The organism is Streptomyces sp. NBC_01497 (assembly GCF_036250695.1).
Taxonomy (GTDB): Bacteria; Actinomycetota; Actinomycetes; order Streptomycetales; family Streptomycetaceae; genus Streptomyces.
Genome location: NZ_CP109427.1, coordinates 4,947,737 through 4,970,628, shown reverse-complemented (window position 1 = coordinate 4,970,628; position 22,892 = coordinate 4,947,737). Strand labels below are relative to the sequence as shown.

Below are 22,892 nucleotides of genomic sequence, written 5' to 3'. Positions count from 1 at the left end.
GCCCGGCTCCGCGCGGTGTGCGCGGGGCCGGGCCCTCGGTACGCGGGAGTGTCAGTGGTTGCCCACACCGTTGCCCGACAGGACCGGGATCTGGTCCAGGATGTGCGACAGCGGCTCGTCGCCCTTGGCCTGGGTGGAGTTCTCGGTGCACTGCTGGTTCTGCGGGTTGGACAGGACGTTGACGTCCTGGACAGCGATCGGGATCGCACCGATGAGCGAACCGGCGTTGACCTTGGCCGGCAGGCCGATGCAGGGCTTGTTCAGCGTGCCCTGGACCAGGCTCAGCTGGGGGCTCATGTCGCCCATGGTCGCGGAGTTGCCGAAGGCCTGCTGCGCACCGTTGCCGCTGGCCGACACCGTGCCCGAGTCGTCGCCCACGGCCATGGCCGGCGCGGCCGCGGCGGCCACGCCGCCGGCGATCGAGACAGCGACGACGGCGGTTGCCCACAGCTTCTTCATGTGAATGCCTTTCGGGAAAGTCGGACTCCACCTGTGAAGTCCGTTCATGCAAATCGGCCGTCGGGGGCTGGTGTGAAGCAGTCCCCCGGATGGCCCACCGCGGTGGTCACCGCGCTTAGGCAAGGCCGGCCGGGCCACCGCGGAGAGCGGGCCCGCCGCGGCGGCCCGGCCGTGTCAGCGGACGCTCAGCGGTTGCCCGCGCCGTTGCCGGAGAGCAGCGGGATGTGGTCCAGGATGTGCGACAGCGCCTCGTCGCCCTTGGCCTGGGTGGAGTTCTCGGTGCACTGCTGGTTCTGCGGGCTCGACAGGACGTTGATGTCCTGGACGGAGATCGGCACGAGGCCGATGAGCGAGCCGAGGTTGGCCTTGGCCGGCAGGCCGATGCAGGGCTTGTTCAGCGAGCCCTGGATGAGCGCCATCTGCGGGCTCATGTTGCCGTACGTCGCGGAGTTGCCGTAGTACTGCTCGGCGCCGTTGCCGCTCAGGGACGTGGTGCCGTGACTGTCGCCGACGGCCATCGCCTGAGGAGCGAGTGCGGCCGAGGCGCCCACAACGGAGGCGGCGACAGCCGCTCCCGCCATAACCTGCTTGATCACGATGAGTCCCCTTCTGAAGGATCGCCCCATCTTGCCGGGGCTCACTTAAGCAACTGCGGGACACGGGTTTGGTTCTTTGCGTTCACCCCAATGGCCCAGTGGTCAGTCATCGCGGTCCCACAAGCCGATCGGGTGAAGAAGCGGAACGAGCGGAACCAAAGAGAGAACGCGCGGTTGATACAGGGCGCACCACTTGCATTCCTGAGAAAAGGAAAAAGCCAACCGTGATCAAGAAGATGATGGCCGGAGCCGCAGTCGCCGCCTCCGTTGTCGGCGCCTCCGCCATGGTGGCGCCCCAGGCGATGGCCGTCGGCGACAGCCACGGCACCACCTCGGCGAGCGGCAACGGCTCGAAGGACGCCTTCGGGAACGCCGTGACCAAGGGCAACCTCTCACCCCAGTCCACCCTCGTGGGCGGTTCGCTCAACAAGCTCTGCATCGGCCTGCCGGCCAAGGTCAACGCGGGCTCGCTGGTGGGTCTCCTCGTGCCCGTCGCGGTCCAGGACGTCAATGTCCTGTCCAACCCGCAGAACCAGCAGTGCGCCGACAACTCCACCCAGGCCAAGGGCGACGAGCCGCTGTCGCACATCGCGGACCAGATCCCGGTGCTCTCGGGCAACGGCACGGCCAACGGCTGATCCGCACCCGCACCCCACACGGCCGGCCCGGGCACATAGCCCGGGCCGGCCGTGCGTTCACCGACGCCTGTCCTACGGCCGCAGAAACGAATATGCACGACGCGGCAATCGAGTGAACGGGCAGAAGTGGTAATGCGGAACAGTTTCCTGACCACTTTCTGATCGTTGGAGTTCCCGCAGCGGTGTACGGTCCCCGGAATTCGGGGCCCGCGGACCACGACCTTCGTGCGACGCACTTTCTCCGCTGCGGAAAGGGCTCGAAATGAAGAGCATGAAGGCCGCCTCGGCCGTCGCAGGGCTTCTCATGGCAGTCGGCGCCGCCTCCCCCGCGATGGCCGACGCCGGTGCCGGCGCCCTCGCCGCGGGATCACCGGGCGTGCTGTCCGGCAACGTGATCCAGGTCCCGATCCACATCCCCGTGAACGTCTGCGGCAACAGCATCAACATCATCGCGCTGCTGAACCCGACGTTCGGCAACACCTGCGTCAACGCCCACTGACGTCAGCGCTCCCGCGGCTGCCCGCGCGCGTCCGGTCCCGGACCCGCGCGGGTCCCGCGCATCCGGCCGCCCTGTACGGCGGCCAGGCGACCCGCAACGGTGCCGAACCCCGTCAGCAGGAGAGAAAAGACCAGATGCGAGACCTCATCAGCAAAGGGCTGCTCACGGCCGCCGCGGCGACGAGTGTGCTGTCCCTCGGTGGCGCGCACGCCTTCGCGTCGGACGCGCAGGGCGCCGCCACCGGCTCCCCCGGCGTGCTGTCCGGCAACAACGTGCAGGTGCCCGTCGAGATCCCGGTGAACGTCTGCGGCAACACCGTGGACGTGGTCGGGCTGGGCAACCCGGCGTTCGGCAACACCTGCGCCAACGTGAACGCGCAGCACACGCACCGGCAGTACGAGCAGGCGCGTGACGACTCGATGGCGCAGGCCCACGGCAACCAGGACGGCGGCGCCCGCGCCGGCGTGCCCGACGCCGGCCGCGCGGCCGGCGCGCCGCTGCCCGCCCCCGCGCACAAGCCCATGCCGCTTCCGGACCGGATGCCCGCCCACGCGGTCCCGTCCCCGGCCGCGCCGATGGGCACGCCCGTGCCGCAGGGGCCGGCCGCCCAGCACCCTGACGGGCAGCAGGACCAGGGCTCGCAGCACGGGCAGCACGCGTGGTCGGCACCGCAGGCGCCGGCGCCCCAGCACCGTCCCGCCGGCTCCACCGCGGGCGACCAGTACGCCCCCGCGGGCACCGGCGCCCAGGCGTCGGGCGTGGCCCACAACTCCCCGGGCGTCCTGTCCGGCAACCTGGCGCAGCTCCCGATCGACATCCCGGTCAACGCCTGCGGCAACACGATCGACATCGTCGGCCTGCTCAACCCGGCGTTCGGCAACCACTGCGAGTCGGGGACCGTCCCGGCCCCGCCGCAGCCGCATCACCACCACCATCACCACTGTGCCGAGCCCCCGGCCCCGCAGCCGCACCACCACGCGCCGCCCGTCCCGGCGACGCACCACAGGACGCCCCACGTCCCGGTGCGGCACACCTCGTACGTCCCGCCCGCCCCGCAGGCACCGCCGGTCGCGCAGCTCGCGCACACCGGCGCCGACGCCCACCTCTTCGCGGCGGCCGCGATGAGCGGCGGTCTCCTGCTCGGCGGCACCATCCTCTACCGTCGCAGCACCGCCACAGCGCGGGCCCGCGCCCGCGGCTGACCCGTCCCGGTCCACGCGGCACCCGCGGTACCCGCGGTACCCGTCCCCCGGAGAGGCCGGGAGAGCCCGCCCGGCTCTCCCGGCCTCTCTGCGCGCGGGGGCGGTCCCCCGCGCGCGTGTCAGGGCGTGGCGCCCGCGGTCCGGCCCCGGGCCGGCAGCTTCTCCACCGCGGCGCGCTGCGTGACCAGGCCCGGCGAACCGCCCGCCGAGCCGAGCCGCCGCCGGACGCCGCGCACGAGGCGAACCGCCGTGTACGTCGCGCCGTACACGAAGCGCATCGACGGCCCGAACGACGGCGCGCTCAGCAGCCCCGCGAGGAACAGCCCCGGGTACGACGACTCGAAGCAGCCGCTCGCCTCGGGCCCACCGCTGCCGTCGACCGTGGCCATCCCCTCCACGAGTTCGGGCGCGAGCAGGCCGAGCCGGTCCAGCGCCGGCGTGAACCCGGTCGCGGCGACGACGTGGTCCGTCTCCAGCACGGTGGTGGAACCGTCCGCGCCCGTGAGCCCGAGCCGGAGCCGGCCCCCGGCCGGCGTCGCGGAGGTGATGTGCTCCCCCAGCCGCACCGGCACCACGCCCTCGAAGCGCTCCCGGAGCCACCACGCGCCCGCCGGGCCGAGGGCCGACGTGAACACCCGGGCCCGGGTGGCGGCGGGCAGCCGGCGGAAGGCGCCCGGGGTCCGCGCGTAGAGCCAGTTCTTCCAGCCGCAGCCGAGGCCCGTGTGCGGGCTGCGCGCCCGCTCGGCGAAGGAACGCTCCAGGGGCGGCGGCACCCTGTTCCAGTCCAGGGCGGCCGAGCGCGCCACCACCCGTACGGAGGTGCCCTGTTCGGCGAGGAGGGTGGCGGTCTCCAGCGCCGCCTGCCCGGCGCCCACCACGGTGACGTCACGGCCCTCGAAGCGCGTCAGGTCCGCGTGGTGGCTGCTGTGCGAGGCCAGTTCGCACGGGAGGCCGCGCAGCGCCCCCGGTACGTCGATGAACGGCATGACGCCGACCGCGAGCGCGACCGTGCGGGCGAGGACCGGCTCGCCGTCGTCCGTCGTCAGCACGAAGCCGCCGGGCCCCGGCCGCAGCGACACCACATCGCGTGTGTCGACCGGCGGCGCCGCGTGCCGCGCGAACCACAGCCCGTACGCGGCGAAGAAGCGGACCGGCACCGGGACGCCGTGCCGGGAGGGGGTGCCCTGCGCCTGCGCGTACGCGGCGAGCGTGTGCGCGGCCCGGGGGTCGGAGAGGTTCGAGGCCCAGGGCTCCGACTTGAGGAACATGCCGGGCGGCATGTTGTCGAGCCACGACGCCATCGGCTTGCCGAAGATCTTGACGTCGAGACCGGCGCGGGCCGCGTGCGCCGCGATGGACAGCCCGTAGGGCCCTGCACCCACAACTACCAGGTCGTACATGGGGGGTTGCCTCTCTCTGTGTCGTCGTCACGAGGGGGGATCACGGGGATCGTCACGAAGGGGCCGTCGCGGTGGCATGGCCGCGGTGACTTCTCGTCCGGCCGTCGCGGGATAGCCGCGGCGGCCCTTCGTCACGGAAGGGACGGAGTACGGCCGGCGCCGGTCGGCCGGGCCGCGCCGGCGGCCCGCCGGGCACCGGGGCGCGGGTGGGGCGGGGTGGCCGGCGCCGCCGCGCGGCCGGCCCGCCCGGCGGCACCCGCGCCCGGCAGGACACGGCGCGCCGCGTGCAGTGTCCATGCCGCCGCCATCGCCGCGGCGGGCCGCGGGTCGTCGGCCGCGAACCACGCGGCCTCCGCGCGCCGCCGGGGAACAGCCCCCCGCCCGCCCTCAGCCGGTGCCGGGGCGTCCGGCCGCGGGCGGTCGCGTCCTGGCTCGGTGAGGGCCGCCGCCAGGGACAGCAACGCGTAGTTCTCCACCACGAAGGACCTCCCGTACGCAGGTTCGTGGGTCGGCACCCGCCGCCCCGTCAGGTCCAGGTGCAGCGCGCGTACGACGTCGAGCCCCGACCGGTCCGTGAACAGCCGGAACTGGGCGCCGGGGCGCGGGTTGAAGTCGAGCAGGTGGTACGCGCCGCTGCCGGGGTCCAGCCGGAAGTCCAGGTCGAGGATCCCCCGGTAGCCGAGTGCGGCGACGACACGGCGCGCCGCGGACTCCACGGCCTGGTTGGGCAGCCACCGGCCGACGGCTGTCAGCCCCGCGTCCACCGGCCAGGAGCGCTCCTTGCGCCCGGTGGCACCGACGGGGCAGGACGCGTCACGGCCCGCGTACCCGTGGAAGAACCAGTCGAGGCCGCGGCCCGGCGGCAGGAACTCCTGTACGAGCAGCCGGCTGCCCGCCTCGGCGCTTCGCGCGAACAGGTCGCGCGCCTGCGCCTCGGAGCGCAGGAGCCGGGTGGAGCGCAGCCCGCCGCCCTCCGGCAGCAGCCACGGCCTGCTCCACTTCGCGATGGCCGGCAGCCCGAGCGACCGGACGGCGGCGGCCGCCTCGTCCGGGCTGTCGGGGACGGCGGTGCGCGGGTGCGGCACGCCGAGCGCCGCGCACACCGCGACCAGTTCGGCCTTGTCCGCGACCTGCTCGGCGAGTCCTGACGGCTGATCAGGCAGGAGGTAGCGGCCCGCGAGGCCGTCACGCAGGTGCCCTGCGGCGATCGCGCTCACGTCGTCGAGCGGGATCAGCACGGCGGGCCTGCCGACGGCGTCGGAGACGGTGAGCAGCAGCCGGCGCATGCCCGCCAGGTCCATCTCCCCCGGCGGCCGCAGGTGGGCGGCGTGCAGGTGGCGGGAGCGTGCGACGGGGCTGCGCGGGGACTCGATGACGGCGTGCACCTCGATGCCCGCGCGTCCCAGCGAGCGGACCGCGCCGAGAGTGCCGTGGTGGAAAGGGTTTCTGTCGAGGCGTACGAGTACCGCGGGCGTGCTCGTGTCAAAGGTCGGCACGGGGTGTCCCCTTCATTCCGATGACCCATCAGAGGGATGAAATGCACGAACGGTCTACTGGGAGGCGGGCCCGGATTCCCGTTCGGCGCAATAGAAATACTTTTGGATCAGCGTGACCGCGCGGTCCTGCCGCGGCCACCGAAACGGTCCATCAGCCGAGGAGTAGCCATGGCCCCATCACGTCGTCGACTCGCGGTCACCTGGACGAGCACCCTCATGGCGGGATTGCTCGCCGCCGCGGTGGCAGCGCCGACCCCGGGATTCGCGGACGAACCGCGGGACGGGGGCACGGCCGGCACGGCGAAACCGCCTCCGGCGGCACATCCCGCCTTCGGTACGTTCACCGATTCCGGCAGCCGGGGTGTGCAGGACATCGCCAGGACCCAGCAATGGCTCGGCGGCACGGACCTGCGGGTCGGGCATACCTATCTGCCCGGCGGCACGTGGTCGGACATCGAGGGCCAGGTGGACTTCCTCGGCGACTGGGCGCGCTGGAAGCAGGCCCGCGCGGGCCGGCTGTTCGTCCTGAACGTCCCGATGCTCGACGACAACGAGGGGCACGTGCCCGACGCGCAGGTCCGTTCCGAGCTGGGGCAGGGCGCGGCGGGAACCTTCGACGCGCACTACAGGACGCTCGCGCAGCGGCTCGTGGACATCGGTGTGCCCGACACGGTGATCGTGCTCGGCTGGGAGATGAACGGCACCACGTACACCGGCCGGTGCGGCCCCGATCCGGCCGCGTGGAAGGCGTACTGGAAACGGATCGTCACCACGATGCGCTCGGTGCCCGGACAGAAGTTCCGGTTCGATTTCGCGCCGAACCGTGGTACGGACGCCGTCCCCTGGACGCAGTGCTACCCGGGGGACGACCTGGTCGATGTCCTCGGCATGGATTCGTACGACCAGCCGCCCGGCCAGACGTTCGAGGAAGAGGTGAACGAGCCGTACGGACTCAAGGCGCACGTGGAATTCGCCGCCGCGCACGGAAAGCAGATCTCGTACCCGGAGTGGGGACTCTTCCGCAACGGCGACAATCCCCTTTACATGCGGTCGATGCTGCGGTGGATCGACACGTACAAGCCGCTCTACAACACCCTCACCGACTACTGCCCGCACGGCGTCTGGCAGTGCGGCTCGAACCCCGAGTCCTCGAAGGTGTTCCGGGACGCGCTGTACGGGCGCGGCGAGAACCCGGTGGACCCGCCCACGGAGCCCACCCAGCCGCCCGCGCCGCCGACCGACCCGACGAAGCCGGCACAGCCGCCCGCCGACCCGGACGCGCCGAACTGCACGGAGCTGCCGCTCGGCGACTGGGTGGAGGCGTGGCTCGGCGGGAAGGTCTGTGTCCCCTTCACCTGGTGGCAGAAGTGGTACTGAGGCACCGGACGGCAGAAGTGGCACCAGGGACGGGCGGGGCGGGAGAACCTCGGTGGCGCCCCCGGCGGGGGGCGCGGGCCGGATCACTCCCGGCCGGCGTCCCCACCGCCCCTCGCCCCCTCTGCCCCATCTCCGCCCCTGCCCCTGCCCCTGCCCCGCGCGGGCGCGGTGCCCGCGGGCGTGCTGCTGCCCACGGCCGTCGCAGGCGAGGTGCCACGCGCCCGCCAGCGCTTGACCGCCCGGGCCGCCGCACGCCGCGCGGCGGCCCTGGCCACCAGCACCACCAGCGCGGGCCGCAGCGCGGGCCGGGCCAGCAGCAGCCGCTTGTTGCGCACCGGCTCCGGCCGCCAGTGGCTCTTGTACGCCTCGGTGCCCCGCAGCATGCTCAGCGCGGCGTCCTCGGGCGTGCCGGGACCGAAGTGCTCGGCGCTGTTGCGCAGCAGGATCGCCGACACGTCGACCTTGCGGTCCCGCAGCGCGGGCTCCGCACCGTACAGGTAGCCGCCGGAGAGCCGAGGCGAGATCAGCGTCAGATCGGACACGACGAGGTCGCCGTCGAGGTGGAACTCCGTCACGCGCGCCTGGCCGCGCGCCGTCATGGCCCGCACCGCCCGGATCAGGTGCTCCCCGAACCTGGCCGAGAGGTGCTCGGGGTTGACGCCCCGGCCCGCCCACTGCCGCCCGTGCAGCTCGATCAGCCGGCCGATCGCCGCGGGCACCTCGTCCTCGGGCACGTGATGCGCGGCGATCCCGAGCTTGTCGGCCTTGCGGAGTTTGGCCCGTACCCGCTGGCCCGTCAGCGAGGGAAGCCGGCCGACGAGGTCGGCGACGGGCGCCCCCGGCAGTTCCAGGCAGAGCGAGTCGGTGAGCTGCCGGCGCGGCCCCTGCCACTGCGCGAAGATCCGTTCGGCCGCCGCGCCGGGCCGTACCTCGCGCAGGTCGATCACGGCGCCGCGGGCCAGGTCCCCCAGCAGCTCACCGAGCGTCACTGCCGCCTGGTCCGCCCACGCGTCGTCCAGCAGCACATCGCAGAAGTCGGTGATGGCGCCGCCGAGCGGCACGAGGACCGGGAAGGGGCGGTAGGTCAGCGTGAGGGGCGCCAGTGCGAGAAGCCGGCCGCCGTCGCCGCGCACGGCGGCGATCCGCAGCCGGCCGGGCGTGCCGTACGACAGCCACCAGGAGTGCAGCCAGGCGTGGCTCTGGAACGGGGTGGCGGTGCGGCACCGCGCGAACAGCGCGTCCCACTCGTCGGCGAGGGCGGCGAACTCGGCCGCCCCGCGGTACACGTGCGCGGACAGCGCGGCCGAGCCCCGCGGCCCCGGCACGGCTCCGGGCGCGGTGCCCGGCCCGGCGCCGGCTCGGCCGCCGGGGGCCGGGGCGCCCGCGGGGGTGGCCCCGGCCGGGGAGGTGCCGCCGGATCCGGCGGTGGCGGGTCCCGTGGTCATCACACCGTTTCCGGCTGCGGAGTGTGGCCCTTCGCGAGCGATGTCGCGGGGCCCGGGACCGGTGCGTACGACTCCGGTGCCCGGCGCCGCCTCGGCACCACGAGCAGGCCGAGCGCACCGAGCAGGCCGCCCGCGCAGCCGCCGACGAGCCCGGCGAGCGGGGTGGACGGCGACGTCGGCGCGGTGGGCTTCACGGCCCGCGAGAACTGGAGCACCTTGACGTTGGTACTGGTCTGCAGGTGAGTGCCGTTGGTGACCAGGGCCCGCGCGACCCCGTCCGCCATGTTGACGGCCGTGGTCGCGTTCGCGTCGGTCGCGGTGACGGAGATCATCGGCGCGTCCGGCGAGGTCGCCGTCGTCACGTGCTCCTTGAGCCGGCGCACCGGCACGCCCGCCCACACCTGCGCGTCGCCGAGCACCGCGACCTGCTGGGCGACCCGCCCGTACGCCGTGGCGTAGCCGAGCGCCGACGCCGGATCGGACTTGTCGGTGGGCACCACGATGACGTAGCTCGTCGCGCTGTACTGCGGCGGGCTGACCTCCCCGTAGGCGGTGCCCGCCCCGGCGCCGACGACGGCTGCGACCGGGACCACGATCCAGCCGGGCACTCGCCTCAGCCGCGCCAGGAAGGTCCGCGGCTCAGAAGTCGCCACTGTTTTCTCGGTCATGATCGGTCACTTGCTCCTCGTGTGGCGATGGTGTAAACGGCCATCAGCCGCTCGGCGCTGCGCGCGATGTCGTAGTGGTGCGCGGCGCGCGGCGCGGGCAGCCGCTCCTGCGGCCCCCGGGTGAACCGCTGCTGGTGGGTGCGGAGTTCTTCGATCAGTTCGGGTACGGAACCGGAGATCTGGTGCGCGCCGGGCGCGGCCTCCGTCGGCAGGTCGTGCAGGGCGGGGCAGGTGACGTGCAGCACCGGCAGCCCGGCGGCGAGCGCCTCGACGACGGCCAGGCCGAACGCCTCGTCGGGCGACGGCGACACGAAGACGTCCATCGCGGACAGCAGCGCGGGCAGCGACAGCTCCCCTGGCGCCGCGGGCGGGTCCTGGCAGGCGCCCGTGAGCAGGATCCTGCCGCCCGCGCCGCGCCGCCGCGCGATGCTCAGGAGCGCGTCCCGTTCCGGTCCCTCGCCGACGAGCAGCAGCCGGGCGTCGGGCAGGTCGGCGACGGCCCGTACGAGGGTGTCGAAGCGCTTGCCCCTGCTGAGGCGGCCGACGCCGCCGACGACGAACGCGTCCCGGGGCAGGCCGAGCCGGTCCCGCGTCGCGCGGCCGGCGTCCGCGTCGTAGCCGAAGCGGGCCGCCTCGATGCCGTTGGGCACGACGTGGATACGGTCGTGCCGCACTCCCCACCGTTCCAGGCGGCGGGCGACCGTGTCGGACACGGCGACAGTCGCGGACCCGAGGCGCTCCCCCGCGAGGTAGAGCGCGCGGGCGCCGGTGGACAGCCTGCGGCCCTCGATCTGGCGGGCGCCCAGGGAGTGTTCCGTGGCGACGACGGCGCTGACCCCGGCGAGGCGGGCCGCGAACCGCCCGTACACGCAGGCACGGTAGAGGTGGGTGTGGACCAGGTCGTACCCGCCGCGCCTGACCAGGCCGGTGAGGCGGGGAAGCGCGCCCAGGTCCCGGTTGCCCGCCATGCCGAGGTGGCGTACGGACACGCCGTCGGCGACGATCCCCTCGGCCACGGCGCCCGGGTTGGTGAGCGTGACGACGTCGTGGTCGGTGGGCAGGTGGCGCAGCAGCAGCCGCAGTTGCTGCTCGGCGCCGCCGATACCGAGGCCGGTGATGACATGGAGGACCCTCACGGCGCGGAGCCCTCCCGCGTCTGGGCGGGCTCCGGCGCGTGCGCCCCCGGCACGGGCACGTGGGGTTCGGGCAGCTCGGACTCGTGGACCTCGGGGTAGGGCCCGTACGGGACGGGTTCGCGTCGCCTGCGGTGCAGCGCCAGCTTGAGCAGGAGACGGGTGCTGGTGTCGTCCTGCCCCACGTGCACGCGGGGCAGCGCGAACAGGCCGGTGAGCGGGCCCGGGTCGATGCCGACCGCGTAGTGGTACCCGGCCGCGCGCACCGCGTCGACGGCGCGCTGGTCGACGCTTCCGTAGGGGTAGCAGAAACCGGTCACGTCGGTGCCGGTGACGGCGCGCAGCAACTCCCTGCTGCGCGCGGTCTCGGCGGCGAGCAGCTCGCCGTCGACGAGCTCCCGGTCGGTGAGGTCGGTGTGCAGCAGGCCGTGCGAACCGATCTCCATCCCCGCGTCGGCCGCCGCGCGGAGCCCGTCCTCGGTGAGCAGCGGCTTGCGGGGGCCGAGCGGGTCCCACTCGTTGCTGCCGCCCATGCGGCCCGGCAGCACATACACGGTGGCGGTGCATCCGTACCGCAGCAGCGCGGGCACCGCGTGGGTGGTGAAGTCGGCGTACCCGTCGTCGAAGGTGAGGCCGACGAGCCCGGCGGCCGTGCCGTCGGCGCGGGCGCGCAGCAGCCGCTCCATCGACACGCCCCTCAGGCCGCACCGGCGCAGCAGCCGCAGCTGACGGTCGAGGCGGGCGGGCGAGACGGTGACCCGGTACGGGTCGTGCGTGGCATCGGCGACCGAGTGGTACATGGCTGCCCACAGGGGACCTGCGGACGAGTGCTCAGCGGACATCGGCGACCCTTCGTGTGACGGTGCGGACAGTGCGGGCGGTACGGCGCAGGGCGGCGAGGACCGTGCGGGCCTCGGGTGCGCGCAGGGCCGCCGCGACGGCGAGGAAGACCACCGCGATCGCGAACGAGCCGAAGACGAGGGCGGGATACGGATCCGCGAACACGGACACGCAGAGCCGGCCCGCGACGGTCGCGGCGATCGCCGCCGCGGCCAGCTTGGCGAGTCCGGCCGCGACGTAGGGGACACGGACCGGCACACTGCGCCCGCCGAGCCCCGCGAGCAGGAGTACGGCGGTGAGGCTGATGCCGAGCGCGTTGGCGGCGGCGATGCCGAGGACGCCCCACACCCGCACCAGCAGGACACCGGAGACCGTGGTCAGCGCCAGGCCCGCGATCATGGCGAGCGCGGGGAACCAGAGCGGCCGGGCCGCGGAGAAGTAGCACCGCACGAGCGCGCCGACGAGGGTCTGCCCGAGCAGCCCCAGCGCGTACACCCGCATCACCGACGCGGTGGCGGCGGTGTCGGCCGCGTCGAACGCGCCCCGCTGGAAGAGGACCTGCACGATCTGGGGGGCGCAGGCGACGACGACCGCGGTGCCCAGCAGCACGACGATCGCGGCGGTCGCGAGGTCCCGCTCGACGCGGCGGCGTGCGGCGGCGGTGTCGCCCGCCGCCATCGCGCGGGCGACGACGGGGAACGTGACGGTGCACAGCATCAGCGAGAGCGACATCGGCAACTGCGCCACTTTCTGGGCGTAGTTGAGGTGGGAGATCGCTCCGGCGGGCAGGGGCGCGGCGAGGAAGCGCTCGACGAGGACCTGCGCCTGTCGGCTCAGCGAGAACACGATAACGGGTGCGACGAGCGCGACCCCGACCCCCGGCACCAGCGCGCCGGGCGTCCCCGTGCCGCCGGCCCGCACCCGCCGCCACAACGACGGTGCCTGCACGGCCGCCATGCACAGCCCGCCGGCGGCGACCCCGATCGCCGCCCCCCGCACCCCGAGGCGGGCGGGGAGCAGCAGCATCGTGGCGACGATGCCGGCGTTGTAGGCGACGTAGATCGCGGCGGGCGCGAGGAAGCTGGAGTGCGCGCGCAGCGCGGCGCTGAAGTAGCCCACGAAGCCGAAGGTGAACACGCAGGTGGCGGTGGCGCGGGTGCAGTCGACGGCGAGCCCGTGGTCGGGCAGGCCCGGCGCGAGCGCGTCCACCACCCAGGGCGCCGCCGCGATCACCAGCAGCGAGACGCAGCCGAGGACGAGACTCATCGGCAGGAGCGTGCGCCGCAGCAGCGCGCGGACGGAGCCACGCGCGACGGCGAGGCTGAACGCGGGCACCAGGATCAGCGCCATCGCGTCCTCGATGAGCAGGGTGGAGGAGACCTCGGGCACGGTCCACGACACGAGGAAGGCGTCGCTCTCGGCGCCGGCGCCGAAGAGGTGGGCGATGACCTGGTCCCGTACGAGGCCCAGCAGCGCGCCGACGGCGGTCAGCACGGCGGTGACCAGCGCGGCCCTGCCGAAGCGCCGGGCGGCGCCCGCGCCTTCCGGGTCGTCGCCACCTGACGCGCCGGCCCCGCCGGACCCGAGCGCGCCCGGGGCCCCGGCGACGGGCCGCGCGACGGCCCCGGCAACCCCAGAACCGGACACCCCGGGGCCGGGGGTCCCTGATCCGGGCATCCGGGCCCCGGCCGCCACCGGCGCGGGCGCCTCTGCCGCGGCCGCCACTGCCCCGGACGGCTCCTGACCTGACGCGCCGGCCCCGGGCCCGGCCGTGCCCGGCGCCCCGGACCCCGGTGCCGTCCCGGTCGTATGCGCCGCGCCGGCCGGGTCCGCGGGGGGACGGGCCACGGGACCCGCGACGGGACCCGGCCGCGCGGACGGCGTGCCGCCGGGCACCCGCCCCTCCGGTACGGGCCCGGGCCGCGGCGCCGGGGTCCGGGCGGCGGCGCCCGCCACGGCGTCGGGCGCCGGGGCGGGCCGGGGGCCGGTCGCGTCCTTCATCGGCGCGGCGCCCTGCCCGGGGCCCGCCGGGTCGCGACCGTACCGACGGACCAGGTGGCGGCGAGTCCCAGCATCACCGCCGTCAGCACCGTGGAGGGCCCGCCGATGTCGGCGTACGCGAAGTCGATGAGCTGCCACACCAGCAGCCCGCACACCATGACCGCGATGCCCGTGTCCCGTCGGTCGCGGCGGGCGGCCGGGAGCCGGCCCAGGGCGCGCACCAGGAGCGCCAGCCAGCTGCCGACGAGCGCGAGCACACCGACCACGCCCTGCTCACTGAGGATCAGCAGGTACATGTTGTGCGGCGACAGCAGCGGCTGACGCTGGAACCCGGCGCCCGCGCCGTCGGTGTCACTGCCCGACGACAGCGCGAGCGAGGCGTTCGCGTCGCGGTGCGCGGGAAATCCCTTGAGGCCGACGCCCGTCACCGGGTCCTGCCGCCACATGGCGACGGCCGCCGCCCACATCGTGTACCGGTCCGTCACGGACTGGTCGGGGTCGTCGGTGACCTGGGTGATGGACGCGAGCCGCTGGGAGACCATCTGGGAGCCGACACCCGCCCCGCCGATCAGCACCACGCCGAGCGCGCCCGCGACCAGCGCGACCACGACCGCCCGGCGCGCCCCGGACACCAGCAGCATCAGCAGGAGCGCCGCCGCCGTCGCGATCCACGCGCCCCGGCTGAACGACAGCACGAGCGGCACCGCGAGCAGCCCCGCGCACGCGAGGGCGAGCCCTCTGCGGCGCGGTGCGGACCGGTCGTCCAGCGCGTAGCCGACGGCGATGATCATGCCGTACGCCACGACGGTGGCCATGCCCATCACGTCCGTCGCACCGAAGGTGCCGACCGCGCGCACGTCCTTGCCCTCGTACGAGGCCCCGGTGGCGGTCGCGTACTGCACGACGCCGAGGGCGCCCTGCGCGAGCGCCAGCACGACGAGCCCCCCGGCGACGACGCCGAAGTCGCGCCGGTCGCGCACCAGCAGCACCAGGGACGCGGGCACGAGGACGAAGATCTGGAGGTAGCGGGGCACCCCGGCGAGGCTGAAACCGGGGTCCTGGGAGGCGATCGCGGCGATGGACACACCGATCACCGGCACACCGAGCACCACGGCGGCGGTACGGCTCAGGGTCCTCTCGCGCCGCCGCAGCAGCCGTCCCGCGCAGAACAGGACGAGGACACCGGAGGCGGCGTCGGCCACCGACCCGGTCCCCTCCGACGCCCCGCCGCCGGGCGCCGCCGGGGCCGCGAGCAGGGCGAGCACGGCGAGCACGGCGAGCAGATGCGCGTACCCCCGCCAGGCCGCCATCCGGGGCCGGGCGGCCGGTGCCGGGGCGGGCGCGGTGTGCTTGAGGGCCGACATGGGAGCCAACGCGGGCGCGGGCGCGCTCATCAGCTGCCCGCCGGACGGACCAGGGACGCGGCGGTGCGCAGCAGGATGCACACGTCCTGCCAGAGCGACCAGTGGTCGATGTAGTGGTTGTCGAAGCGGGAGCGGTCCTCGATGGACGTGTCGCCGCGCAGCCCGTGCACCTGCGCGAGGCCGGTGATGCCGACGGGCATCCGGTGCCGGGCCGCGTAGCCGGGGAGGGTCTTGCTGAAGTTCGCGACGAAGTGCGGTCGTTCGGGTCTGGGCCCGACGAGGCTCATGTCGCCGCGCAGCACGTTCCACAGCTGCGGCAGTTCGTCCAGCGAGGTGCGGCGGAGCAGGTTGCCGACGGTGCTCATGCGGTGGTCGCCCGCGATGTTCCAGCGGGTCGCGGACTCCTTCTCGTCGGCGGGCCGCAGCGTACGGAACTTCAGCAGCGTGAACAGGCGCCCGTCCTGGCCCACGCGCTCCTGCCGGAACAGCACGTCGGGCCCGTCGCAGAGCCGAACGGCGAGGGCGCAGCCGAACAGGACCGGCGAGGCGGCGAGCAGCGCGGGCACGGCCACGGTGATGTCGAGGAGCCGCTTGGCGCGCCGGCCGCGCCAGGGCCCCTCGGGCTCGTCGACGCGGCGGAACTCGAAGCCCCACAGGTGGTCCGTCATCCGGGGCCGGTCCTTCAGCGCCGCCGGGCCGCCGTCGCCGACGCACAGCACCCCGCAGCCGTACGCGCGGACCAGCTGGACGAGTTCGGCGAAGCCGGAGCCCGGGCCGGCGAAGCCGTCGTGGCCGGCGAGGGTGTCGGCGTCGACGAAGACAGCCTCCTCGACCCCGTTCTGGATGACCGCGCGGTGGACGTCCTCGGCGGTGGTCAGCACCGGCAGTTGCGCCCCCTGCTCCTGGCCGGCCTGGTCCGCCGGGCTCTCGGCGGGCTCCGGGTCCGCGATGCCGACGGGCCGCAGCCCGTACTCGGGGTGCTGGACGAGGAGGGCGGCGACGGCCCGCGCCCGGACACCGGTGCCGACGACGAGCGCGGAGCGCGCCTTCGTCCGGCCGGCGGCGCGCACCCGCGCGTGGGTGGCGGCGCGGCCCGCGCAGGCCACGACGAGCTGCGCGCACGCGCCACCGGCGAGGGTGGCCGGCGCGCACACGCCGCCGACGGAGAACAGCGCCTCGCACACGGCGGCGGCCACGCACCAGGCGAGTGCGACGCGCGCGGCGAGCGCGGGCAGCCGGTCCAGCACGGACGGCTTGAGCGGCGGGGCGTAGAGCCGGGCCGACGCGTTCAGCGCGGTCACGCACGCGACGAGGAGTACGGCGAGGGCAGCCCAGGCGATGCCGGGCAGCGCGTCGCTCCCGGCCCTCACGAGCGCGAGGCCGGCGGCCACGCCCGCGAGGTCGGCGGTGAACAGGGGCAGCGCCCGCCGGGCGGACGCCCGCGCGGCGCGGCGGCGCGAGGGCGGTACGAGCCGGTCGGGGGCGCCGAGCCCGCGCGGCGCGTGGTCCCGTTCGCGGTCCCGGGGCGGCGAGGCGATCGTGACGCGGCTCGCGGTCTGTCCCGCGCCGCGCCCGGGCCCCGACGGCGAGGGAACACTGGTGCTTTCCGTGCTCACTGGGGGATCCGCTCCCTGCGTTCATGGTGCGGAGCGCCGGTGACCTCGCGGTAGACGCCCGCGACGGCTTCGGCGGTCAGCCGCACGTCGAAAGTGCTCAGGACGTGGTCGTGGGCCTGGCGGCCGAGTGCCGCGCGCCTCGACGGGTCGCGCAGCAACGCGACGACGGCCGCGGCGAGCGCGGCGGGATCCTCGGGCGGTACGAGGCACGCGCCGGCGTGCCCCGGCGGCAGGCTCTCGCGGGCCCCGTCGACATCGGTGAGGACGACGGGCCGCCCGCACGCCATCGCCTCCAGCGGAGAGAGCGCCATGCCTTCCCAACGGGACGGCAGGACCACGAGGTCGGCGGCCCGGTACCAGCGCGCGGTGTCCGCGACGGTTCCCGTGAACAGCGCGGACGGCGGTGCGGCCGCGCTCAGGGACGCCGCGTCGGGACCGTCGCCGACGAGGACGAGCCGGGCGCCGGGCACCTCGCGTGTGACGGTGTCCCAGGCACGCAGCAGGATGTCCTGGCCCTTCTGCCGGCAGAGTCTGCCCACGCACACGACGACGGGGGCCGCTTCGGTGTCGGCGCCCGCGTCGAGATCGAGGCCGTCCCGGCCGAGCCCGGCGAGCGGGGGCGGCTCCCCGGCGCCCGGCGGCGCGTGGGGGGTGAAGTGCGCGGTGTCCACGCCGTTGCGTACGACGCGGAACTCGGCGCGTACTCCGGCTCGTACGCCGGTGGTGCGCTCCGCGTCGCTGACGCACACGATGCGGTCGCTCCACCGGGCGGCCCACCGTTCCCAGCCACGCGCCGCGCCGGCCATGGCGCCGTCGACGGCCTCGAAGGACCAGGCGTGCGGCTGGAAGACCGTGGGGACGCGGCCCCGCGCGGCGAGCCGCCCGGCCAGCCCGGCCTTGGCGCTGTGCGCGTGCAGGACGTCGGGGCGTACGGCGTCGAGGAGCCGGGCGGCGGCCCGGATCTCACCGGGCAGTGAGCGGCCCGGTTCCCGGGTGGCCGGCCAGGACCGCACCTCGGCACCCGCCCGTGCCGCCGCGGGCGCGAGGGTGCTGCCGGGCGGACACGCGACGACGACGCGCAGTCCGGCCGCGGTCTGGGCGGCGACGAGGTCCGTGACGACGCGCGGCACGCCGCCGTCGGGGGGCTGGACCAGATGGAGTGCGGTGAAGCCGGTGTCGGCCCTGGAAGTACCGGACGTCGCGCGCACTTCGTTTCCACTCTTTCCACTCGTGGACGGGAAAGCCTTTTCGGGACCACCCGGCCGAGACGCCGGTTTCCGGTCAGTCCCGGACTGCCGTCTGTACGAAGAACGCACCGACCCACAGGGAGTCACGCCCGGCGTCGAATCGAACGCCAAGCCGCTGCCCCCCGGCGGTCAAAGCGGGCGTCAGATCGAACACATCTGAGTCGTAGCCACGATTGTTCGCATAAAAAGGTTGTCGCTTGATCCGGTCGACACCGAGATCGGTGATGCTGGAATTCATCACGTCGTGGAGGCCGTTGGCCTTGTCGGAGAGCGGGACAGCGCGCCCCTTGTCCGTCGCGACCGTCACGGAGTCCCCCGTCACGCCCCGGTCGCCGTCGTAGGCGACGAGCCCGAACCGGCCCGCCGCGCGCTTCGGCACCGTGGACATCGGCACCTGGACCGCGACCGACCGGTGCCCGGAGTCCAGCGCCTCGAACCCGTCCCACAGCGCCAGGCGCCGCAGCGGCTCGTCCGCCTTCTCGTACGCGACGACCAGGGTCCAGCCCCCGAACGCCCCGACGGCCGACCGGCCCCGGGCCACATCGGCCTGCGCGACCGTGTACATCCCCGGACCCGCGCCCCGGACCAGGCCGGTCACATCGGCGGACGCCTGATAGACGTCGGCCGCCGCGGTCCTGCGATGCCCGAGGACCGTGTCGGCGAGCACCTCCCGGTACTCGCCCCCCGGCTCGGCGACCAGTACCCGCCCCGCGTCCGCCACCGGCTTCTGCTCGCCGACGCGCAGGTTGCCGCCCCAGTACAGGCGGGCGCTGCTGACGGTGGCGCCGTCCGGGATCGCGAGATCGGCGCGCGAGGAGTTGTAGGTGTTCGGGTCGCTGTCGACGTCCGCGTACGACATGTCGGCGTCCTGGTTGCCCGCTCCCCGGCCGCCGCGCACGGCGGGGCAGGTGGTGCGGCAGCGCACGGCCGTGTTGCCCGCGCGGACGATCCCGCCGTGCTGCACGGCAGAGAACCGTGCGCGGAAGGGGATGCGCGCCGCTTCCCGCGCCACGGGCCGCACCGGCCCCGGAGCGGCGGCGAGCGCCGGAGCCGGCCCCGGACGGTGCGCGCCGGGGCCGACGGGCGCGGGCCGCACCGCGTCCCGTACCACCGCCCCCTGCGCCAGGGCCGCCTGGGGCGCGCCGGCCGCGGCCAGCAGACCCGCCGCGCAGGCGCAGAGCAATCCGCGCCACGCGCCCGGGAAGGCCGACGTCCGCATCACTGAAGTCCGCACGGGACCCTCCGTCATATGGTCGAACAAATGGTGAGAAATCACTCCCGCCGAACCGATAGGCACCTTTACAGAACGGATGGTGAATGTGACGGAGGCACGCTGACGCGAACCGGTCACGACGGACGCGCGCAGGCAGGAGCGATCAGGCTTCACTCATTCGGGGCAGCAACCGATCGGGCCCGGCCGCGTTGATCGGTACGTCGGACATTCACGCCCGGCATTTCGTTTGCTTGTTGTCACACCGAGGAGCCTCATCCCCATGTCCCGTATCGCGAAGGCTGTTGTTCTGTCCACCACGGCGGTCGCCGCTGTCGCCGGCGCGTCCGGTGCCGCGTTCGCCGACGCAGGCGCGGGTGCCGCGGCCATCGGTTCCCCCGGTGTCCTCTCCGGCAACGCCATCCAGGTCCCGGTCCACGTGCCGGTCAACGTCTGCGGCAACACCATCAACGTCATCGGTCTGCTGAACCCCGCGTTCGGCAACACCTGCGTCAACGCCTGAGGCCTCACGCCCCAAGCAGCACCGCGGAAGCCGCCCTGCCACTCCGGCAGGGCGGCTTCCGTCGTCACGTACCACCGCGCATCGCGGGGCGCGGTACGGCTCCCCCGCGCGAAGGCGGCCGCGGGACCGTTCGTGTGAGGGACACGTCGGCCACCCGTTCGGACCGGGGCGCGTTGCGGGCGCCACCCGCGGAACACACGGTGAGGGGACGTCCCCCTGTGCTCCGAAAGGACCCCCGCGCCATGCGCCCCCAGCTCTCCCTGAGCACCGCGGCACTCGCCTGTGCCGCTCTCGCCCTCGCCACCGCGGGACCCGCGGTCGCCGCGGCCCCGTCCTCGCACGACACCGGCCGTACGCTCGCGCCGGCGGAGCACACCCTCCCGCGCGTCCCGCCCCCGGACGCCGCCACCCTGACCCACCGGATCGACGCGCTCGACCGGGCCGACGGCGTGCTCGCCCCCGTGACCAGGCTGCTGCGCACCGCGGTCGCGGCCGAGCACGGCAGGATCCCCGCCGCCGACGCCGCCCGTCTCGTCACGGCCGCCAAGAAGGCGATCACGGCGGCGAAGCCCGCCGGGGCCCCCGCCACCGGCACCCGCGCCGCCGCGCCGGCGGACGCCGTCGACGACGCCCTCGCGGCGCTGGGCGCATCGGTGGACGCGCTCGCCGCGTCCGCGGCGACCGGCGACACGGCGACGACCTCGAAGGCCGTCAGTGACGCGCTCGCCCACCTCGTCGACGTGGTCGTCGCGAACGCCGCGAGCGGTGATCTGCCGCAGTCCGAGCTGCCGGACCTGCCGGACCTGCCCGCGCTGCCCGTCCTGCCGACCACCCCCGGCACGCAGGACCCGGGGACGTCCACCCTCCCCGCCCCCACCACGCCGTCCGGGATCTCCACCCTTCCGGTGTTCGCCCACCCCGGGCTGAGCGACCTGTCCGACCTCACCCGCTGACCGGGGTCCCGTACCGGTACAGCAGCGGCCCGGCCGCGGCGCGAGACGCCGCGCCCGGGCCGTTTTTCGCGCGCCAACGACCGGACGCCCCATTCGATACGCGTGAAGGCCCAGTCCCAGGCGTACGAGTGGCACCGGCCCGATTCGGCCGGTTCCGAGTTTCCCGCGGCGGCGAGGAGTCGTTAGGGATATCGCAGTCCACGCGAAAGAAGGTTGACGAAAATGAAGTCCACGAAGGTTGCCGCGATCGTCGCAGGTTCCCTGGTCGCCCTCGGTGCGGCGGCCCCGGCCTTCGCCGACGGTCTCACCCCCTCCAGCCTCAACGGCGGCATCGACTCGCTGGCGTCCAACGGGCTGCGCAGCGGCTCGCCGATCAACACCAACGCGCTGGACACCGAGAACAAGGGCTCGCTGGTGAGCGCGGTCAGCGACACGGCCCAGAGCCTCGGCAAGGCGAAGGCCGCCCCGAAGAAGCAGGGTGCGTCCAAGCAGTCGGCGAAGAAGCAGCCCGCGAAGAAGCCGGGCGGCGTCGCGGGTGTCGGTCAGCTCCTCGGAGGCCTTCCGCTGGGCGGCTGATCAGCCGCCGCACACCGGTCGCACACCGGTCGCGGATCAACGCGATGACGCCGGGCGGTGGAGTTTCCGTACGTGGTCGGAACGGCTGCGTCACGGGCAACACCCCGTACGCGTCGCGCCCGGCATCATCGCGGCGGGTGCCGCGGTGGGCGGCGCCGCCGCGGACCCGGGTACGGGCGCCGCGGCCGTCGGCTCGCCGGGCGTCCTGTCCGGCGCCGTCGTACAGGTGCCGGTGCACATCCCGGTCAACGTCACCGGCGACCGCGTCGACATGATCGGCGCGCTGAACCCGGCCGTCGGCAACCAGTCGGCCAACGGCTGAACACCGGCCGCCAAGGCCACCACCGACCGGGATCCTCTCCCTCCTCGGGAACCTCCCCCTCGGGAACACGACGGAGCGGACGTGTGGAGTTGGGGCTCCACACGTCCGCTCCGTTCCTTTTGGGGGTTGTCGTTGGCGATCAGCCCGTCCAGAAGTCCCACCAGCGGGTGAGGACGAGCATGCCGATGCCGCCGAGCCAGAGCAGTGGCGGGACCCAGTGGAACTCGCTCAGTGCGGCACGCAGGCCGGCGGGCGCGGGAATCACACCGTGCTCGATGTTGTGGACCGTGACGTAGCAGAACGCCAGCGTGGTGCCTGTCCAGGCCAGGCAGCACCACAGGCACAACGCGTTGATCTCGTACAGGGACTGGACCTGGAGCCAGGAGCAGAACCCGACACCGAACAGTGTTCCCGCGTTGAGGCCGAGCCAGTACCAGCGGCCGTACCGCGCGCCGGCGAGGACGCCCAGGCCCACCCCGACCACCACCGGGTAGGTGGCGAGGCCGAGCATCGGGTTGGGGAACCCGAAGACGGACGCCTGCGCGCTCTTCATCACACTGCCGCAGGACACCACCGGGTTCAGGCTGCAACCGGGCCTGAAGCCCGGGTCCTTGAGCAGGGCGAACTCGTCCAGGGTGATCACCCAGGCGGCCACCAGCCCCATGAGTCCGGCCACCACCAGCAGGACGCCGAGAGGCCGGCCGCCGCCGTAGCGGCGCGCACCGCCCTCCGGGTCACCCCCTCGCGCGTGTGCCGCTCTTGTGTCGTGTTCCTTGCCGGCGGAATCCGTGCCGGCCACAGCCGTTGCCATGGTGCCGACGCTATGCCCGCGTTGACCACTGTCCGCCGGGTAGCGCCCGGTTTCACCGGAACGAGGGAGGCGGCGCCGGTCCGACCATCGGATGAGCCAAACACTCGAAGAAGCGTTTCCCCCGTCCCCCCGCCCTTCACGTAAACAGTGACTCTGTGGATGTCCTGTGCGTTTCCCCCGTATGGAAACCCTCCGCGCCCCCCGCAAGGGCCGGCCGGCGGACGCCGCGAAACCGCCGTCCGCCGAGCCCGCGTACCAGCGCACCTCCACGCCCATCTACAACGCCCTCGTGAGGGAATGGTGCGCCGCGGGGCACACCGCCCCCGTCACTCCCCCGACGGCAGGCCCCGGCCACCGCCACCGGCCCCAGTGACGCAATAACGCACTGACGCACTGACGCCGGCAGAGCACCGGGCCCGGCCCACGCGATGCCTGCGCGGGCCGGGCCCGTGTGTGCGTGGCCCGGGGCGGGTGCGAAACGGGCCGCCACGTCGGTGCCCGCGGCGGCTCGAACTC

The 22,892-nt window shown here is 74.2% G+C and carries 22 protein-coding genes; 8 read left to right on the top strand and 14 right to left on the bottom strand.

Annotated elements, in window-relative coordinates; all coding sequences use genetic code 11:
- Window positions 1-51 precede the first annotated feature (51 nt).
- Complete coding sequence (locus tag OG310_RS20995; RefSeq protein ID WP_329457413.1) at window positions 52-459, bottom strand: rodlin; 408 nt, start codon at window positions 457-459, stop codon at window positions 52-54.
- 185 nt (window positions 460-644) lie between these two features.
- Window positions 645-1,055 (bottom strand): rodlin, encoded by a 411-nt coding sequence (locus tag OG310_RS20990; protein WP_329457412.1) that lies wholly within the window; start codon window positions 1,053-1,055, stop codon window positions 645-647.
- Between the two features lie 227 nt (window positions 1,056-1,282).
- Between OG310_RS20990 and OG310_RS20985 the strand changes: the two genes are divergently transcribed.
- The 3 genes from OG310_RS20985 (at window position 1,283) to OG310_RS20975 (ending at window position 3,394) form a co-directional block, all read left to right on the top strand.
- On the top strand, window positions 1,283-1,693 hold the full coding sequence (locus OG310_RS20985; protein ID WP_329460291.1) for a rodlin: 411 nt from the start codon (window positions 1,283-1,285) through the stop codon (window positions 1,691-1,693).
- Window positions 1,694-1,955: 262 nt separating this feature from the next.
- Window positions 1,956-2,192, top strand: a complete 237-nt coding sequence (locus OG310_RS20980) for a chaplin (RefSeq protein ID WP_329457411.1) — start codon at window positions 1,956-1,958, stop codon at window positions 2,190-2,192.
- A gap of 134 nt (window positions 2,193-2,326) precedes the next feature.
- Complete coding sequence (locus OG310_RS20975; RefSeq protein WP_329457410.1) at window positions 2,327-3,394, top strand: chaplin; 1,068 nt, start codon at window positions 2,327-2,329, stop codon at window positions 3,392-3,394.
- Between the two features lie 119 nt (window positions 3,395-3,513).
- Here OG310_RS20975 and OG310_RS20970 read toward each other — a convergent pair whose 3' ends face one another.
- Both OG310_RS20970 and OG310_RS20965 read right to left on the bottom strand, forming a co-directional pair.
- Window positions 3,514-4,794, bottom strand: coding sequence for an FAD-dependent oxidoreductase (locus tag OG310_RS20970; protein ID WP_329457409.1), 1,281 nt, complete (start codon window positions 4,792-4,794; stop codon window positions 3,514-3,516).
- A 131-nt stretch (window positions 4,795-4,925) separates the two neighbouring features.
- Window positions 4,926-6,290, bottom strand: coding sequence for a carboxylate--amine ligase (locus OG310_RS20965; protein ID WP_329457408.1), 1,365 nt, complete (start codon window positions 6,288-6,290; stop codon window positions 4,926-4,928).
- Between the two features lie 168 nt (window positions 6,291-6,458).
- Between OG310_RS20965 and OG310_RS20960 the strand changes: the two genes are divergently transcribed.
- On the top strand, window positions 6,459-7,667 hold the full coding sequence (locus tag OG310_RS20960; RefSeq protein ID WP_329457407.1) for a glycoside hydrolase family 26 protein: 1,209 nt from the start codon (window positions 6,459-6,461) through the stop codon (window positions 7,665-7,667).
- Between the two features lie 83 nt (window positions 7,668-7,750).
- On the opposite strand, the gene OG310_RS20955 is transcribed toward OG310_RS20960, so the two are convergent.
- From OG310_RS20955 to OG310_RS20915, 9 genes are all read right to left on the bottom strand, one after another.
- Window positions 7,751-9,112, bottom strand: a complete 1,362-nt coding sequence (locus tag OG310_RS20955; protein WP_329457406.1) for a GNAT family N-acetyltransferase — start codon at window positions 9,110-9,112, stop codon at window positions 7,751-7,753.
- Complete coding sequence (locus OG310_RS20950; protein WP_329457405.1) at window positions 9,112-9,780, bottom strand: lipopolysaccharide biosynthesis protein; 669 nt, start codon at window positions 9,778-9,780, stop codon at window positions 9,112-9,114. Before OG310_RS20950 ends, OG310_RS20955 begins: the two co-directional genes overlap by 1 nt.
- Window positions 9,777-10,916 carry a glycosyltransferase gene (locus tag OG310_RS20945; RefSeq protein WP_329457404.1) on the bottom strand — a complete coding sequence of 380 codons (1,140 nt, stop codon included), beginning with the start codon at window positions 10,914-10,916 and terminating at the stop codon, window positions 9,777-9,779. The genes OG310_RS20950 and OG310_RS20945 overlap by 4 nt, the downstream gene beginning before the upstream one ends.
- Window positions 10,913-11,755 (bottom strand): polysaccharide deacetylase family protein, encoded by an 843-nt coding sequence (locus tag OG310_RS20940; RefSeq protein WP_329457403.1) that lies wholly within the window; start codon window positions 11,753-11,755, stop codon window positions 10,913-10,915. The genes OG310_RS20945 and OG310_RS20940 overlap by 4 nt, the downstream gene beginning before the upstream one ends.
- Window positions 11,745-13,430, bottom strand: coding sequence for a lipid II flippase MurJ (locus OG310_RS20935; RefSeq protein WP_443078876.1), 1,686 nt, complete (start codon window positions 13,428-13,430; stop codon window positions 11,745-11,747). Before OG310_RS20935 ends, OG310_RS20940 begins: the two co-directional genes overlap by 11 nt.
- A 320-nt stretch (window positions 13,431-13,750) precedes the next feature.
- A complete protein-coding gene (locus tag OG310_RS20930; RefSeq protein ID WP_443078704.1) occupies window positions 13,751-15,118 on the bottom strand; it encodes an O-antigen ligase family protein in 1,368 nt (455 codons plus the stop codon).
- Window positions 15,119-15,147: 29 nt separating this feature from the next.
- Window positions 15,148-16,734: a sugar transferase gene (locus tag OG310_RS20925; protein WP_329457401.1), complete on the bottom strand. Its 1,587-nt coding sequence runs from the start codon at window positions 16,732-16,734 to the stop codon at window positions 15,148-15,150.
- Window positions 16,731-17,942: a glycosyltransferase family 4 protein gene (locus tag OG310_RS20920; protein WP_329457400.1), complete on the bottom strand. Its 1,212-nt coding sequence runs from the start codon at window positions 17,940-17,942 to the stop codon at window positions 16,731-16,733. Before OG310_RS20920 ends, OG310_RS20925 begins: the two co-directional genes overlap by 4 nt.
- 73 nt (window positions 17,943-18,015) lie before the next feature.
- Complete coding sequence (locus tag OG310_RS20915; protein WP_329457399.1) at window positions 18,016-19,215, bottom strand: DUF3344 domain-containing protein; 1,200 nt, start codon at window positions 19,213-19,215, stop codon at window positions 18,016-18,018.
- Window positions 19,216-19,474: 259 nt separating this feature from the next.
- Between OG310_RS20915 and OG310_RS20910 the strand changes: the two genes are divergently transcribed.
- From OG310_RS20910 to OG310_RS20895, 4 genes are all read left to right on the top strand, one after another.
- On the top strand, window positions 19,475-19,714 hold the full coding sequence (locus OG310_RS20910) for a chaplin (RefSeq protein ID WP_329457398.1): 240 nt from the start codon (window positions 19,475-19,477) through the stop codon (window positions 19,712-19,714).
- Between the two features lie 242 nt (window positions 19,715-19,956).
- Window positions 19,957-20,667, top strand: coding sequence for a hypothetical protein (locus OG310_RS20905; protein ID WP_329457397.1), 711 nt, complete (start codon window positions 19,957-19,959; stop codon window positions 20,665-20,667).
- Between the two features lie 222 nt (window positions 20,668-20,889).
- Window positions 20,890-21,243 carry a hypothetical protein gene (locus tag OG310_RS20900; RefSeq protein WP_329457396.1) on the top strand — a complete coding sequence of 118 codons (354 nt, stop codon included), beginning with the start codon at window positions 20,890-20,892 and terminating at the stop codon, window positions 21,241-21,243.
- 85 nt (window positions 21,244-21,328) lie between these two features.
- Window positions 21,329-21,565, top strand: coding sequence for a chaplin (locus OG310_RS20895; RefSeq protein ID WP_443078875.1), 237 nt, complete (start codon window positions 21,329-21,331; stop codon window positions 21,563-21,565).
- Window positions 21,566-21,704: 139 nt separating this feature from the next.
- Here OG310_RS20895 and OG310_RS20890 read toward each other — a convergent pair whose 3' ends face one another.
- Entirely contained in the window at window positions 21,705-22,376 is a 672-nt protein-coding gene (locus OG310_RS20890; RefSeq protein WP_329457395.1) for a vitamin K epoxide reductase family protein, read from the bottom strand.
- Window positions 22,377-22,892 lie beyond the last annotated feature (516 nt).

Bases quoted from the DNA above. Each gene is read 5' to 3' on its own strand.
- OG310_RS20995 (WP_329457413.1), bottom strand. From the start codon at position 459: ATGAAGAAGCTGTGGGCAACCGCCGTCGTCGCTGTCTCGATCGCCGGC.
- OG310_RS20980 (WP_329457411.1), top strand. From the start codon at position 1,956: ATGAAGAGCATGAAGGCCGCCTCGGCCGTCGCAGGGCTTCTCATGGCA.
- OG310_RS20975 (WP_329457410.1), top strand. From the start codon at position 2,327: ATGCGAGACCTCATCAGCAAAGGGCTGCTCACGGCCGCCGCGGCGACG.
- OG310_RS20970 (WP_329457409.1), bottom strand. From the start codon at position 4,794: ATGTACGACCTGGTAGTTGTGGGTGCAGGGCCCTACGGGCTGTCCATC.
- OG310_RS20960 (WP_329457407.1), top strand. From the start codon at position 6,459: ATGGCCCCATCACGTCGTCGACTCGCGGTCACCTGGACGAGCACCCTC.
- OG310_RS20955 (WP_329457406.1), bottom strand. From the start codon at position 9,112: ATGACCACGGGACCCGCCACCGCCGGATCCGGCGGCACCTCCCCGGCC.
- OG310_RS20950 (WP_329457405.1), bottom strand. From the start codon at position 9,780: ATGACCGAGAAAACAGTGGCGACTTCTGAGCCGCGGACCTTCCTGGCG.
- OG310_RS20940 (WP_329457403.1), bottom strand. From the start codon at position 11,755: ATGTCCGCTGAGCACTCGTCCGCAGGTCCCCTGTGGGCAGCCATGTAC.
- OG310_RS20935 (WP_443078876.1), bottom strand. From the start codon at position 13,430: ATGCCCGGATCAGGGACCCCCGGCCCCGGGGTGTCCGGTTCTGGGGTT.
- OG310_RS20930 (WP_443078704.1), bottom strand. From the start codon at position 15,118: ATGTCGGCCCTCAAGCACACCGCGCCCGCCCCGGCACCGGCCGCCCGG.
- OG310_RS20910 (WP_329457398.1), top strand. From the start codon at position 19,475: ATGTCCCGTATCGCGAAGGCTGTTGTTCTGTCCACCACGGCGGTCGCC.
- OG310_RS20905 (WP_329457397.1), top strand. From the start codon at position 19,957: ATGCGCCCCCAGCTCTCCCTGAGCACCGCGGCACTCGCCTGTGCCGCT.
- OG310_RS20900 (WP_329457396.1), top strand. From the start codon at position 20,890: ATGAAGTCCACGAAGGTTGCCGCGATCGTCGCAGGTTCCCTGGTCGCC.
- OG310_RS20890 (WP_329457395.1), bottom strand. From the start codon at position 22,376: ATGGCAACGGCTGTGGCCGGCACGGATTCCGCCGGCAAGGAACACGAC.